13 protein-coding genes and 1 riboswitch are annotated in these 13,947 nt (G+C 72.8%); of the genes, 11 read left to right on the forward strand and 2 right to left on the reverse strand.

All coding sequences use genetic code 11. The features are described from left to right. The first annotated feature begins 7 nt into the window (after positions 1-7). The 5 genes from ACRX5S_RS02140 (at position 8) to ACRX5S_RS02160 (ending at position 4,265) form a co-directional block, all read left to right on the forward strand. A complete protein-coding gene (locus tag ACRX5S_RS02140; protein ID WP_436771144.1) occupies positions 8-484 on the forward strand; it encodes a GNAT family N-acetyltransferase in 477 nt (158 codons plus the stop codon). A gap of 548 nt (positions 485-1,032) precedes the next feature. Then, positions 1,033-2,157, forward strand: a complete 1,125-nt coding sequence (locus ACRX5S_RS02145) for a methionine ABC transporter ATP-binding protein (protein WP_436770935.1) — start codon at positions 1,033-1,035, stop codon at positions 2,155-2,157. A 1-nt stretch (position 2,158) separates the two neighbouring features. Continuing rightward, on the forward strand, positions 2,159-2,830 hold the full coding sequence (locus ACRX5S_RS02150) for a methionine ABC transporter permease (protein WP_436770936.1): 672 nt from the start codon (positions 2,159-2,161) through the stop codon (positions 2,828-2,830). A 33-nt stretch (positions 2,831-2,863) separates the two neighbouring features. Then, on the forward strand, positions 2,864-3,676 hold the full coding sequence (locus ACRX5S_RS02155; RefSeq protein WP_436770937.1) for a MetQ/NlpA family ABC transporter substrate-binding protein: 813 nt from the start codon (positions 2,864-2,866) through the stop codon (positions 3,674-3,676). A gap of 130 nt (positions 3,677-3,806) precedes the next feature. Further along, complete coding sequence (locus ACRX5S_RS02160) at positions 3,807-4,265, forward strand: GNAT family N-acetyltransferase (RefSeq protein WP_436770938.1); 459 nt, start codon at positions 3,807-3,809, stop codon at positions 4,263-4,265. Positions 4,266-4,323: 58 nt separating this feature from the next. On the opposite strand, the gene ACRX5S_RS02165 is transcribed toward ACRX5S_RS02160, so the two are convergent. Next, entirely contained in the window at positions 4,324-5,094 is a 771-nt protein-coding gene (locus ACRX5S_RS02165) for a class I SAM-dependent methyltransferase (RefSeq protein WP_436770939.1), read from the reverse strand. A 65-nt stretch (positions 5,095-5,159) separates the two neighbouring features. After that, positions 5,160-6,185: an alpha/beta hydrolase gene (locus ACRX5S_RS02170; RefSeq protein WP_436770940.1), complete on the reverse strand. Its 1,026-nt coding sequence runs from the start codon at positions 6,183-6,185 to the stop codon at positions 5,160-5,162. Between the two features lie 78 nt (positions 6,186-6,263). Beyond that, a riboswitch (cobalamin riboswitch) is annotated at positions 6,264-6,387 on the forward strand. A 119-nt stretch (positions 6,388-6,506) separates the two neighbouring features. Between ACRX5S_RS02170 and ACRX5S_RS02175 the strand changes: the two genes are divergently transcribed. The 6 genes from ACRX5S_RS02175 to cobC all read left to right on the forward strand — a co-directional run bounded on the left by ACRX5S_RS02175 (position 6,507) and on the right by cobC (position 13,945). Continuing rightward, positions 6,507-8,627 (forward strand): putative cobaltochelatase, encoded by a 2,121-nt coding sequence (locus ACRX5S_RS02175; RefSeq protein ID WP_436770941.1) that lies wholly within the window; start codon positions 6,507-6,509, stop codon positions 8,625-8,627. Between the two features lie 174 nt (positions 8,628-8,801). Further along, on the forward strand, positions 8,802-9,416 hold the full coding sequence (gene cobO / locus ACRX5S_RS02180; protein WP_436770942.1) for a cob(I)yrinic acid a,c-diamide adenosyltransferase: 615 nt from the start codon (positions 8,802-8,804) through the stop codon (positions 9,414-9,416). Continuing rightward, a complete protein-coding gene (locus ACRX5S_RS02185; RefSeq protein ID WP_436770943.1) occupies positions 9,410-10,825 on the forward strand; it encodes a cobyrinate a,c-diamide synthase in 1,416 nt (471 codons plus the stop codon). The genes cobO and ACRX5S_RS02185 overlap by 7 nt, the downstream gene beginning before the upstream one ends. 205 nt (positions 10,826-11,030) lie before the next feature. Then, positions 11,031-12,245 carry a precorrin-6y C5,15-methyltransferase (decarboxylating) subunit CbiE gene (gene cbiE / locus ACRX5S_RS02190; protein WP_436770944.1) on the forward strand — a complete coding sequence of 405 codons (1,215 nt, stop codon included), beginning with the start codon at positions 11,031-11,033 and terminating at the stop codon, positions 12,243-12,245. Beyond that, complete coding sequence (locus ACRX5S_RS02195) at positions 12,245-12,673, forward strand: cobalamin biosynthesis protein (RefSeq protein ID WP_436770945.1); 429 nt, start codon at positions 12,245-12,247, stop codon at positions 12,671-12,673. Before cbiE ends, ACRX5S_RS02195 begins: the two co-directional genes overlap by 1 nt. 168 nt (positions 12,674-12,841) lie before the next feature. Continuing rightward, a complete protein-coding gene (cobC, locus tag ACRX5S_RS02200) occupies positions 12,842-13,945 on the forward strand; it encodes an Rv2231c family pyridoxal phosphate-dependent protein CobC (protein ID WP_436771145.1) in 1,104 nt (367 codons plus the stop codon). The last annotated feature ends 2 nt before the right edge of the window (positions 13,946-13,947 follow it).

Here is a 13,947-nt window from a genome sequence, read left to right on the forward strand (position 1 = left end):
GTACCGGATGGGGCAGAACGTACGCATCGATACGGCCGACGTATCCGATGCCGAGCAGATCCTGAAGTTGCAGTACCTCTGCTACCAGGGCGAAGCGGCCCTCTACAACGACTACGGCATCGCGCCTCTGACCCAGTCCCTCGACAGCCTCAGGGACGAGTTCGAGACGCACACCGTGCTGGTGGCGCGCCTCGGGGACGAGGTCGTGGGCTCGGTCCGCGGCGTCGTCGAGGACGGGGTGGCCCGCATCGGCCGCCTGATCGTGCACCCCCGCCTCCAGGGCCACGGCCTCGGCACGCGTCTCCTCAACGCGGTCGAGGACAAGCTCGCGCACGCGGAGTCCTTCGAGCTGTTCACCGGACACCGCAGCGAGGACAACCTGCGCCTGTACGCGCGGCTGGGGTACGCGGAAGCCCGCGTCGAACGGGTCGGCCCGCGCCTGAGCCTGGTCTACCTCACCAAGGCCACGTCTCTCGCCGCGTGACCCGCAGGCGAGACCGGCCGGCATGTCCGGTAAGCGTCCGGCAACCATGAGCCGGCGATCATGAGCCGGCAAGCGTGACCGGTAGTGCGTGACCGGTTTCACGCGGTCGGCCCGAGCCGACCGCAGGGCCCGATCGCCGCACCGGCCCAAGGGTGAAGTCCCTCGTTCACGCCTTGGAAACAACTCGAAAAAGCCCCGGCGACCTGCGAAGTCATGGTCGTCGGGGCTTTTCGCATCCGATCGCGGCCGAGGAGATTTCCCATCGTCGCGGTTGGTCTGATTTAATCCTTGGCATGTTCATCACGGCACACATGCGCGCAGTCGGGGCAATCGCCACGGCTCCCCGCTGTATGTGCCGAATGTGTCGAATGCGCGGCTGCTGAGGCCCTGAGCCCGGCGACCGGATGAGCGCCCCGCCGACCGGCGGCGCCCCGGTTCATCCCCGTTCGACCCGAACCACCAGCCTCTGACCATGCTCGCCGCCGACGATCCGTCGGGCTGCGTCCTGCCCGCTGCGGCGGTGGTCCCCGAGCAACCTGGAACCCACGGTGATCCGTACCCACGCCCTGACCAAGGTCTTCCGCACCCGAGATCGCGAGGTGACCGCCCTCGACCACGTCGACCTGGACGTGGCCGAAGGCGAGATCTTCGGGGTCCTGGGACGCAGTGGAGCCGGCAAGAGCACGCTGATCCGCTGCGTGAACCTCCTGGAGCGCCCCACCTCGGGGACCGTCGAGGTGGGCGGCCGCGAACTGACCGCGCTCCCGTCCCGCGAACTGCGTGCCGAGCGCCTGCGCATCGGCATGATCTTCCAGCACTTCAACCTGCTCAGCAGCCGCGACGTGGCGGGCAACGTGGCCGTTCCGCTGGAGATCGCGGGTGTCGGCCGCGCCGAGCGCGGGCGCAAGGTCGCCGAACTGCTGGACCTGGTCGGCCTGTCGGCACACGCCAAGGCGTACCCGGCGCAACTGTCCGGCGGACAGAAGCAGCGCGTCGGGATCGCCCGCGCGCTGGCCAACGACCCGCGCGTGCTGCTGTGCGACGAGGCGACCTCGGCCCTCGACCCGGAGACCACGCGGTCGATCCTCGGCCTGCTGCGGGATCTGCGCACGTCGCTCGGCCTGACGATCCTGCTGATCACCCACGAGATGGACGTCGTCAAGAGCATCTGCGACTCCGCCGCGCTCATGGAGGACGGGTGCGTCGTGGAGTCCGGCACCGTCGCGGACCTGCTGACCCGCCCCGACTCGCGGCTGGCCCGGGACATGTTCCCGCTCGGCGTCCCGGTCGACGGCAAGGGCGCGACGGTGGTCGACATCACCTTCCGGGGCGAGGAGACCGCCCACCCGTTCGTGTCGACGCTGGCCCGCACGTACAACGTCGACGTCAACATCCTCGGCGCGGCCGTGGAGACCGTCGGCGGACGGCAGGTGGGGCGCATGCGCATCGCCTTGGACGGCCCGTTCGAGCAGAACGTCGTCCCGATCGGCTACCTGCGCGAGCAGGGGCTCCAGGTGGACGTCCTGGGCGACCACCCGGACGCGGCCTTCGACGCGCCGGCCGCGCCCCCGGTGATCGGGGCACAGCTCACCGCGCGCGCGACCGACCTGACCGATGCATCCGATGCGTCCGACGTGGCCGCCGCCGCCCCGGGCCTGGCCAAGGAGGCCTGACATGTCCTGGGACGAACTGCGCCCGCTGCTGTGGACGGCGACCCAGGAGACGTTCTCGATGGTCGGCTGGACGATGTTGTTCACCGTCCTGGTCGGACTGCCGCTCGGCGTGCTGCTGGTGCTCACCGACAAGGGCGGGCTGCTGGCCGTCCCGCCGGTGAACAAGGTGCTCGGCTTCGTCGTCAACGTCGGCCGGTCCTTCCCGTTCCTGATCCTCCTCGTCGCGCTGATCCCGTTCACGCGCTGGGTGATGGGCCTGTTCGGGCAGGCCACCGCGATCGGCACGGACGCGATGGTGGTGCCGCTGACCGTCGGCGCCATCCCGTTCTTCGCGCGGCTCGTCGAGACCTCGGTGCGCGAGGTCGACCGCGGCCTGGTCGAGGCCGCTCAGGCGATGGGCGCGTCGGTGGCCGCGATCGTGCGCAAAGTGCTGGTACGCGAGGCCCTGCCGTCCCTGGTCTCCGGCTTCACCGTCACCGTGATCGCGGTCATCGGGTACTCCGCGATGGCCGGCGTGATCGGCGCCGGCGGCCTCGGGGACCTGGCGATCCGCTACGGCTACAAGAACTTCGACGACCGGACGATGCTCGTGACCGTCGTCGTCCTGATCGTCATCGTGCAGGCGGTCCAGTTGGTCGGCGACTTCGTGTCGCGCCGGCTGAGCCACCGCTGAGAACCACCCACCCACAGTAGGAAGGCACTCTTCGTGCGCAAGCTCATATCTCTCGCGGCCGTCGGAACCCTCGCCCTGGGCCTCGCGGCCTGCGGCAGCGACGACGACTCCTCGTCCTCCGGGACCGGCACGCTCAAGGTGGGTGCCTCCGCGGTACCGCACGCGCAGATCCTCGAATACGTCAAGAAGAACCTGGCGGACAAGGAGGGCCTCAAGCTCGACGTCCAGGTCTTCGACGACTACTCGCTCCAGAACCCGGCGCTGGACGACGGCAGCGTGGGCGCCAACTTCTTCCAGCACAAGCCGTACCTGGACAAGTACAACTCGGAGAACAAGAAGGACCTCGTCCCGGTGACGCCGGTCCACCTCGAACCGCTCGGCCTGTACTCCAAGAAGGACAAGTCCGTCGCCGACATCAAGGACGGCGCGACCATCTCCTTCCCGAACGACGCCACCAACGGCGGCCGCGCCCTCAAGCTGCTCGCCGACAACGGGCTGATCACGCTCAAGGACGGCGTCGGCGTCAACGCCACCGAGAAGGACGTCGTCGGGAATCCCAAGAACCTCAGGTTCAAGGCGCTGGACGCCGAGCAACTGCCGCGCACGCTGGACGACGTCGACGCCTCGGTGATCAACGGCAACTACGCGCTCCAGGCGAACCTTCCGGCCAAGCAGGCACTCGTGCTGGAGAAGGCGGACGGCAACCCGTACGCCAACGTCCTCGTGGTCAAGCAGGGCCACGAGAACGACGAGAACGTGCAGAAACTGAAGAAGATCCTCAACTCGCCCGAGGTCAAGAAGTACATCGAGGACAACTACCAGGGCTCGGTGCTCGCCGCGTTCTGACCGGACGGCCGGGCGAACGAAGCCCGGATCGCACCGATGCCGCGGTCGCGCGGCGAGTTCACCCGGCCGGGTCCCGACACACGGGCCCGGCCGGGCCGTTCGCGGGGCCGGAAAGCGTACCGTGGACCGCGTGAGCGATCTGGAGTTCCGCAGCGCCCGGACCCTCGACCTCGACGTCATGGTGCTGTACCGGCTGCTGCGTCTGCGCGTGGACGTCTTCGTCGTCGAGCAGCAGTGCCCGTACCCCGATCTCGACGGCCGCGACCTGGAGCCGGGCGCACGGCAGTTGTGGCTCGAACGCGGCGGCGAGATCGCCGCGACTCTGCGCCTGCTGCGGGACGTCGACGGCACCGCGCGCATCGGCCGGCTCTGCGCGGCGAAGGCCGAGCGCGGCTCCGGCGCGGCGGTGCGCCTGATGGAGCACGCCCTCGAACTGGTCGGCGACGCGCCGTGCATCCTGGACGCGCAGGAGCCGCTGGAGGACTGGTACGGCCGGTTCGGCTTCCGGCGCGCGGGCGAGACGTATTTGGAGGACGGCATCCCGCACGTCGAGATGCGCCGTCCGCCGGCTCCGGTCGCCGCGGGTTGAGCCGGACTCGGCGGGTCGGGCCGGTCGAGCCGCGTCGGGCGGAACCGGAGCGGGCCGCTCAGTTGGCGCGGACGGTCCAGTACAGGTCTGTCACGTACGGCAGTTCGACGGTGTCACGGCCGCGCGTCTCCGGGTGGCCGTCCAGCACGTCTTCGACCTCGCGGCGCACGCGGGCCTGTTCGGCGGCGTCGAGGCAGGCGATGTGGCTGCTCGACAGCATGCGGTCGATCACGCCGTCCCGCGACATGCTGTGCGGGTTGGGGAAGTGCCGCTCCCTGATGCCGCTCCAACCCGGCCGGGACTCAAGGACTTTGCGCCACGTGCCGTCCTGGTGGGACGGCAGGTCGGCGGGCGCGCGCCGGAAGTAGATGTCCTGGTAGTCGCGCACCCACGGGACCGTGTCGTCGTACGTGTTCCACACCAGCCCGAGCCCGCCGCCCGGGGCCAGCACCCGTTCGACCTCCGCGGGGGCGGCCTGCGCGTCGAACCAGTGCCATGCCTGCGCCGCGATCACCGCGTGCGCGGAACCGGCGGCCACGCCCGTGTGCTCGGCCGTTCCGTCCGCGACGGTCACCGAGGGCAGCAGTTCCACGAGGCGCCCGCGCATCGCCGCGACCGGTTCGACCGCGACCACGCGTGCGCCGGTGAGCATCAGCAGGCGGGTGAACAGGCCGGTGCCGGCGCCCAGTTCGACCACGGTGCGGCCGGCGCCCAGCCCGAGGGCGTCGGTGAGCTCGGCCAGGACCGGCAACGGGTAGGAAGGGCGCGCCCGTTCGTAGACGCGTACCGCCCGCGCGTAACCGGTGTTCGCGACCTCGTGAGCCCCCACGCGGCGATGCTAACAGTCCAGCACCGGGAATCGCCGCAGGTAGAACGGATTTTGTGTACTCGCCGTCACCTGTTAACCCGATCCGGTGACAGGCTTCGCGCGCCATGTGCCGACGTTGCGGACGGTACGTACGCGCCGATCCAGCGCGCCAGTTCGTCGAACACTCGGGCGCGCACCTCGGGGCCCGAGAGCGTCAGATCGTGCATGCCGCCGGGCACGCGCACGATGGTGACGTGCGGCCCGATGCGCGGCGCCAGCAGCGCGATGCGGTCCGCGTTCAACACCGCGTCGGCGGTGTGCAGCCCTTCGTGCCACACGCGCCCGTCCACGCTGGCGGTCGACGACATCGCCAACACCGGGCAGTCGACGGCGAGTCCGCGCGCGACGGCGCGGTGGCCGCGGTGCACGGCGGCCACCCAGCCCGCGTACGGCGCGATGCCCTCGATGGCCTTCCACGTCGGGTCGAACTCCCACTCGCCGTGGTGCCCGGCGTGCAGGCTCTGGCCGTAGCCGCCGCCGAGACCGCCGGGCAGGGGGCGCTGCGAGACGTAGTGGCGCGCCGCGTGCACGGCGCGCACGCCCACGGTCCGCGCCACGAGCGGGGCGTTCAGGTCGAGGAACGCGCTGTTCAGGAACAGCCCGTCGACAATCCCGCGCCCGGCGCGGTGGTGCGCCCACAGGGCCGCGATCAGGCCGCCGGTCGAATGGCCGTTCACCAGCAGCGTGTCGTGGCCCTCGGTGTCGCGCACGATCTGCGCGGCCAGGTCCAGTTCCTCGGCGTAGCGGCCGAGGTCGTCGATGTAGTTGGTGCGGCGGTGCGGGCGGATCGAGCGGCCGTACGAGCGCAGGTCGAGGGCGTAGAAGTCGAAGCCGAGCGCGGTGAACCGGTCGGCCAGGTGGGTCTGGAAGAAGTAGTCGTTGAACCCGTGGACGTACAGCACCGCGCGCCGGGTCGGAACGTCCGCGCGCCGCCGGACCAGGGTCGCGACGGCCTCGCCTTCGGCGTCGTCGCGGAGGCGGAGCGTCGCGCTCTCGTAGGGGGCGCCGAGGACGTCGGGAGCGTAGTCGGGGACGAGGCCGGGGTCTTCCATGGGGGCAGTCTGCCATCGCGGCGGGCGGGGTCGGATCAGGCGCGGGGGCGTGTGAGAGGCTGTCGCCCGACAGCAGGGAAGGAATCCGGTGCGACACCGGAGCGGTCCCGCCACTGTGACCGGAAGGCCAGGCCCGACCGGCGCGCCGACTCGTTCGACGCGTCCGCGTGCGGGGCATGAGCCCTCCGGGAGCCAGACACTTCCGGCTGTCCGGGCCCGTGCCGCGGGCCCGCCACCTACCAGGGCGTGGACACCCGAGGGAGGCCGACAGCCCATGTCGCCGCGCATACCGTGCCGTTCCCGGAGCCTGGCGGTTCGCCGGTGACCGCCGGGTACCCGTTCTCCGCCGTCGTCGGACTCGCCGACCTGCGCCTCGCCCTCCTGCTCAACGCCGTGTCGCCCGGCGTCGGCGGCGTGCTGGTGCGCGGGGAGAAGGGGACCGCGAAGTCGACCGTCGTACGGGCGCTCGCGGCGCTGCTACCGGACACCGCCACGGTGTCCGGCTGCCGCTTCGCCTGCGACCCCGCGGCCCCCGACACCGCCTGCCCCGACGGCCCGCACGACCAGGACGGGCCGGGCGAGGTGCGCCGGGCCCGACTGGTCGAACTCCCGGTCGGCGCCTCCGAGGACCGCCTCGTCGGATCCCTCGACCTGGAGCGCGCGCTGGCCGAGGGAGTCAAGGCGTACGAACCAGGACTGCTCGCCGCAGCCCACCGGGGGCTGCTGTACGTGGACGAGGTCAACCTGCTGCACGACCACCTGGTGGACCTGCTCCTCGACGCGGCGGCGATGGGCACCGCGCATGTGGAGCGCGAGGGCGTCTCGGTGCGGCACGCCGCGCGGTTCATCCTCGTCGGCACGATGAACCCGGAAGAGGGGGAACTGCGGCCGCAGTTGCTCGACCGCTTCGGTCTCACGGTGGAGGTCGCCGCGAGCCGCGAGCCGCGCGAACGGGCCGAGGTGGTGCGGCGCAGGCTGCGGTACGAGGCCGACCCGGAGGGTTTCGCACGCGGATGGGAGCACGAAGACGCGGCGCTCGCGGAGCGCATCAGGAGCGCGCGGGCGCTGCTGCCGGACGTCGTGTTGCCGGACGCGGAACTTGAGCGGATCGCGCGCGTGTGCGCGGCCTTCGAGGTCGACGGGCTGCGAGCCGACCTGGTCACGGCCCGGACGGCGATGGCGCTGGCCGCGTGGGACGGGCGTACGGAGGTCGGGGCAGGTGACGTCCGGCAGGCGGCGCGGCTGGCACTGCCGCACCGGCGGCGCCGAAATCCCTTCGACGCGCCGGGTCTTGACGAGGACAGGTTGGACGAGGCGCTGTCGGAGGAGCCGGGGGAGGTTGAGGGGTCGGACAGGCCGGGCGACGGCCCTGGGCCGGACGCCGATGCGGGCCGGAATCCGGACACCGACCCCGACCCCGATCCCGACCCCGACCCGGACGGCGGGCCCGACGGACCGGGTCCCGACGGGGGGCCGGGGGGCGGGGGAGCGCCGCCGGCCCCGCGGCCTGATTCCGGCGCAGGCGCGGACGCCACCTCCACGGCCCCGCTCGACGTGACACCACCGCCAACCGAACACCCGCGCTCCGCCCCGGAATCCGCAGCCGCCGCCGAGCAGCCGGCCGTAGCCGCGGCCGAGCCCTACCGTGCCCGGCTCATCGCCGTGCCCGGCCTCGGCCACGGCGCGGCGGGCCGGCGGTCGCGCGCCGAGACCGGGACCGGCCGTACGACCAGGGAGCGCCGGCCAACGGGGGCCCGCGCGGGGCACCTGCACCTGGCGGGCACCGTACGCGCCGCCGCGCCGCACCAGATCGCGCGCGGGCGACGCGGCCCGGGGCTCGTCGTGCGGCGCGACGACCTGCGCGAGGCGGTCCGCGAGGGCCGTGAAGGCAATCTCGTGCTCTTCGTCGTGGACGCGTCCGGCTCGATGGCCGCCCGCGCGCGCATGCGCGCAGTAAAGGGTGCGGTGCTCTCACTGTTGCTGGACGCGTACCAGCGGCGCGACAAGGTGGGGCTGGTGACCTTCCGGGGATCCGGCGCCGAACTCGCGTTGCCGCCCACGTCGTCGGTCGAGGCGGGCGCGGCGCGGCTGGCCGCGCTGCCGACGGGCGGGCGTACGCCGCTCGCGGCCGGGCTGCTGCGCGCGCACGAGGCGTTGCGCGTCGAGCGCTTGCGCGACCCCCGGAGACGTCCGCTTGTCGTCGTGGTGACGGACGGGCGCGCGACGCACGGCCGCGACGCGCTCGGCGAAGCGCGGCGCGCCGCCGGGTTGTTGGCCGCGTCGGGCACGGCGTCGGTGGTGGTCGACTGCGAGAGCGGCCCGGTGCGCCTCGGTCTCGCCGCACGACTCGCCGCCGACCTCGGCGGCCCCGTGCTGGGCCTCGGCGAACTTGCCGCCGACGGCCTGGCCGGACTCGTACGCGACTTCCGCACCGCCGTCTGACCGGCCACCGCCGCCGACGCGCCGCGAACCGCCGGCAAGCGCGAGTTCACGTGCGCGAGCGAGTCGATGGTGAGGCGATCACCAGAGCCGGTCGAGAACGACGCGTCTAGGGGGACAACCTCCCGGAAACGCACCCGCCCTACCCCGCCCCAGCCCGAACGCGAGGAGACGACCATGCCGCAAGGCAAGCCCGACCATGTCCCGGACGACGGCCTGACCACACGTCAGCGACGCGACCGCCCTCTCGTCGTCGTCCACACCGGCGCGGGAAAGGGCAAGTCCACCGCGGCCTTCGGCCTCGCGCTGCGGGCCTGGAACCAGGGGTGGCCCATCGGGGTGTTCCAGTTCGTGAAGTCGGCCAAGTGGCGTGTCGGCGAGGAGAGCGTGCTGCGGACCCTCGGGCGCGTGCACGACGAGACCGGCGAGGGCGGCCCCGTCACGTGGCACAAGATGGGCGAGGGCTGGTCCTGGACACGGCGCCCCGGCACCGAGGCCGACCATGCCGCCGACGCCGCCGAGGGATGGGCGCAGATCCGGCGCGACCTGGCCGCCGAGACCTACCGGCTTTACGTGCTGGACGAGTTCACGTACCCGATCAAATGGGGTTGGGTCGACGTCGCCGACGTTATCGACGCGCTCGCCTCGCGCCCGGGGCGCCAGCACGTGGTCGTCACCGGGCGCGACGCGCATCCTGACCTGCTCGCGCACGCCGACCTCGTGACCGAGATGACCAAGGTCAAGCACCCCATGGACGCCGGGCAGAAGGGCCAGAAGGGCATCGAGTGGTGAGTGCGCCGACGCCGCGCGTCGTCATCGCCGCGCCGGCGTCGGGCCAGGGCAAGACCACGATTGCGACCGGGCTCATGGCCGCCCTCGCCGCCCGCGGCGCGCGCGTGTCGCCGCACAAGGTCGGTCCCGACTACATCGACCCCGGCTACCACGCCCTCGCCTGTGCACGGCCGGGCCGCAACCTCGACCCGTTCCTGGTGGGCGAGGAGCGCGTCGCCCCGCTGTTCGCACACGGTTCGCGCGGTGCGGACATCGCCGTGGTCGAAGGCGTCATGGGCCTGTACGACGGTGCCGCCGGCCTCGGCGGGTTCGCCTCCACCGCGCACGTCGCCCGGCTCCTCGCGGCGCCCGTCCTGCTGGTCGTCGACGCCAGGTCGCAGGGGCGTTCGGTCGCCGCGCTCGTGCAAGGGTTCGCCTCGTACGAACCGGGCGTGCGCGTCGCCGGGGTGATCCTCAACCGCGTCGGCACCGAACGCCACGAGGCGATCCTGCGCGAATCCCTGGACCCACTCGGCATCCCGGTCCTGGGCGCGCTCGGCCGGTACGAGGCGATCGCCAAGCCGTCGCGGCACCTCGGCCTGGTCCCGGCCGCCGAGCGGCACGCGGAGGCGGTGGCGACCGTCGCCGCCCTCGGGGAACTGGTCGGCGCGGCGGTGGACCTGGACGCGCTGTGGCGCATTGCGCGCGCCGCCGGGCCGTTGGCGGCCGAGCCCTGGGATCCGGTGCGCGAGACCGAGACGGGCAGTTCGCCGGAAGCCCGCCGCGCACGCCCGCGCATCGCCGTCGCGGGCGGTGCCGCGTTCACCTTCGGCTACGCCGAGACCACCGAGCTGCTCGCCGCCGCAGGTGCCGAGGTGGTGCCCCTCGATCCGCTCCGCGACGCGGATCTGCCCGAGCACACCGCGGGGTTGGTGATCGGCGGAGGCTTTCCGGAGGTCTACGCGGCCGACCTTTCTGCCAACGAGAAGCTGCGCGCCGCCGTCGCGGCGTTCGCCCGCGCCGGCGGCGCCGTCGCCGCCGAGTGCGCGGGGCTGCTCTATCTGGCCCGTTCCCTCGACGGCAGTCCCATGTGCGGAATCCTCGACGCGGACGCGCACATGACGGAACGGCTGACGCTCGGCTACCGCGAGGCGGTGGCCGCCGCCGACTCGGTGCTCGCCGAGGCCGGAACGGCCGTGCGCGGGCACGAGTTCCACCGGACGGCGGTGGCCCCGGGCGCGGGCGCACACGCGGCCTGGCAGTCGACGCCGACCCGTCCCCGGGCCGGGGGCCCGGCGGTCGGACCGGTCCGCGAGGGCTTCGTGGTCGGACGTGTGCACGCCTCGTACCTGCACACCCACTGGGCCGGTTCCCCCGGCTTCGCGGGCCGGTTCGCCGCGGCGTGCCGCGGGGCGGCACCGTGTGCATGACCGGCACGGCGCCGACCGCGCGGAACCCACGGCCGACACCGGGCCCGGGAACGCGACACGGCCGGGTGAGATGCGTACCGTGGCCGCCGCGCGGCATGATCGGCCCTCGGTCGTGTCGGGAACCCCGCGCGGCCGGAACACGTCGTGCCCCGTGAGACCGGATGACGGTACGCGGCAAAACGCACGGAAACGGGACGGTAGGCATATGGCAGACAGGGTGACGGTGATCGGGTACGACGGTGCGCCGTTGTCCGGTCCCGCCCGGACCGCGCTCGCCTCCGCCACCCTCGTGGCGGGCGGTGCCCGGCACTTGGACGCGGTGGACGTCCCCGAGTCCGCCGAGCGCGTCGTCATGGGCAACGTTCACGTCGCAGCGCGCCGGATCAGCGAGCACCGCGGCAGCGCGGTGGTGGTGGCGTCCGGCGACCCCGGGTTCTTCGGAATCGTCCGCATACTGCGCCGCCCGGAATACGGACTCGAACTGGAGATCGTCCCCGCGGTGTCCTCGGTCGCCCACGCGTTCGCCCGCGCCGCCATGCCATGGGACGACGCCAAGGTGGTCAGCGCGCACGGCCGCGAGCTGCGGCGAGCGGTGAACGTGTGCCGCGCCTATGGCAAGGTCGCGGTGCTCACCGGCCCCGGCTCCGGCCCGGCCGAACTGGGCCTGATGCTGCGTGACGTGCCGCGCACCTTCGTGGTGTGCGAGAACCTCGGGACCGACCAGGAGGAGGTCACGATGCTGGCCGCCGACAAGGCGGCCGACCGCACCTGGTCCGACCCCAACGTGGTCATCGTGGTCGGTCCCAACCCCGTCACCTCCGCCCCGGCCGGCTGGATCGCCGGGCAGCGCTCGAACTTCCCCGGCCCGGTGCGCGGCTGGGGGCTCGGCGAGGACGCGTACGACAGCGCGGGGGCCGCCACGCTGCGCCCCGAGGTGCGTGCCGTCGTGCTCGCCCGGCTCGGGCCCACGCCGGGCGACCTGGTGTGGGACGTCGGCGCGGGCAGCGGCGCGCTCGCGGTGGAGATCGCCCGGCAGGGCGCGGCGGTGATCGCCGTGGAGCGCGACCCGGTCGGCTGCGAGCACATCTCCGCGAACGCCGCGCGCTACGGCGTGGAGATCCATGTCGTGCCCGGCACCGCACCCGAGGCGTTGTCCCGGATGCCGGACCCGGACGCCGCGTTCGTCGGCGGCGGCGGAGCCGAGGTCGTCGCGGCCTGCGCGGCCCGCCGCCCGGAGCGCGTCGTGACGGTGCTGCCGGCCCTGGAGTCGGTCGGCACGGTCCACGGCGCCCTCACCGGCGCCGGGTACGCCGTGGACGGCACCCTGCTGCAATCCTCGCGCCTCGCGCCCACGAGCGGGCCCGCGCACCGGCTCGTGCCGGACGACCCGGTGTTCGTGCTGTGGGGCGAGCGCTTGTAATGGAACGTCCAGTTCTGCCGGGAAACGCCCGACTCGCTGTCGGCGTAGGCGCGTCGCGCGGCGTGGCGCTCGCGGAAGTCGACGAGACGCTGCGCGCGGCGCTCGCGGACGCGGGCCTGTCGGCCGACGCGGTGGCGATCGTGGCGACGGTGGCCGCGAAGCGCGGCGAACCCGCGATACGCGCACTGGCCGAGGCACTGGGCGCCGAACTGCGGGACTATGCCGCCGAGGTGCTCGCCGGGGTCGCGGTGCCGCATCCGTCGTCCGCGGTGGGCGCCGCCGTCGGCACCCCGAGCGTCGCCGAGGCGGCCGCGATCACCGCAACACGCGGCGGCGAGCTGTTGATTGCCAAAACCCGCAGCAGGCGGCACCCATCTATGTGCACGATTGCCGTTGCACGCCATCGGGTTGGTGGGAACCCGACATGAACGACCGCGTGACGGCGGCCATCGGTCAGTGAAACGATCAGAGGGGGCAGGGTTGTGATCATTCCGACGACCCCGCCGACCCGGAACGGCATAGTCACCAGCATGATGGACGCCGACGGCACGACGGCGGACCGCACGACGCAGGGCAGGGGCACGGGCACAAGGCATATGCGCACCACCACCGACACATCGTCCGCGCCCGCGTACGCCACCGCAGACCCTCCGCGTGAGAACACCCGCGCGGACGACGTCGACCTGCGCCACCACGGGGACCGCGAAGTCGCCCCCGGGCTCGTCGACCTCGCGGTCAACGTGCGCGGCGCCACCCCGCCCGCCTGGCTGACCGAACGCATCGCCGAAAGCCTCGCGCACCTCGCCGCATACCCCGATCCCACCGCGGCGCGCGCCGCGGTCGCGGCCCGGCACCGCCGCCCGGTCGGTGAAGTGCTGCTCACCGCGGGCGCCGCGGAGGCGTTCGTCCTGCTCGCCCGCGCGCTGAACCCGCGCCACGCGGTGGTCGTGCACCCGCAGTTCACCGAACCGGAGGCCGCGCTGCGGGCGGCCGGGCATACTGTCCGTCGGGTCCTCCTCACCGAACGGGAGGGCTTCGGCCTGGACCCGGCACGGATCCCGGAGGAGGCCGACCTCGTGGTGATCGGCAACCCCACCAACCCGACATCCGTCCTGCACAGCGCCGGGACGCTCGCCGAACTGGCCCGGCCCGGACGCGTCCTCGTCGTCGACGAGGCGTTCGCCGACACCGCTCCCGGCGAACCCGAAAGCCTCGCCGAACGACGGGACGTCGAAGGCCTCGTCGTCGTCCGCAGCCTCACCAAGACCTGGGCCCTGGCAGGCCTCCGCATCGGCTACCTGCTCGCCCCCTCCGACCTGGTAGGACGCTGCGCGGAAGCGCAGCCGCTGTGGTCGGTGTCGACCCCCGCGCTCGTCGCGGCCGAGGCGTGCAGCGGCCCCGACGCCTTGGCCCAAGCGTCCGCGTCGGCCGTTACGCTCGCGACAGATCGGGCGTTCCTCGTCGAAAGACTACGGGCGATACCCGGGGTCCGGCTCCCCGTCGAACCCCGCGCCTCGTTCGTGCTGGCGCACGTCGAGGACGGCCTCACGGTCCGCGAACTCCTGCGCGAGCGGGGCTTCGCGGTCCGCCGGGCCGACACCTTTCCGGGCCTCGGCCCGGACTGGCTCCGGATAGCGGTACGGGACCGTGCCACGACAACGGCCTTCACGGCTGCACTAGAGGGAGTGTTGACGACATGAGC

The organism is Yinghuangia sp. YIM S09857, assembly GCF_051388915.1.
In the GTDB taxonomy this organism is placed as follows: Bacteria; Actinomycetota; Actinomycetes; order Streptomycetales; family Streptomycetaceae; genus Yinghuangia.

Excerpts from the sequence above, each read along its gene's own strand:
- cbiE (WP_436770944.1), top strand. The coding sequence starts at position 11,031 with ATGGCAGACAGGGTGACGGTGATCGGGTACGACGGTGCGCCGTTGTCC.
- ACRX5S_RS02140 (WP_436771144.1), top strand. The coding sequence starts at position 8 with ATGGGGCAGAACGTACGCATCGATACGGCCGACGTATCCGATGCCGAG.
- ACRX5S_RS02170 (WP_436770940.1), bottom strand. The coding sequence starts at position 6,185 with ATGGAAGACCCCGGCCTCGTCCCCGACTACGCTCCCGACGTCCTCGGC.
- cobC (WP_436771145.1), top strand. The coding sequence starts at position 12,842 with ATGCGCACCACCACCGACACATCGTCCGCGCCCGCGTACGCCACCGCA.
- cobO (WP_436770942.1), top strand. The coding sequence starts at position 8,802 with ATGCCGCAAGGCAAGCCCGACCATGTCCCGGACGACGGCCTGACCACA.
- ACRX5S_RS02195 (WP_436770945.1), top strand. The coding sequence starts at position 12,245 with ATGGAACGTCCAGTTCTGCCGGGAAACGCCCGACTCGCTGTCGGCGTA.
- ACRX5S_RS02150 (WP_436770936.1), top strand. The coding sequence starts at position 2,159 with ATGTCCTGGGACGAACTGCGCCCGCTGCTGTGGACGGCGACCCAGGAG.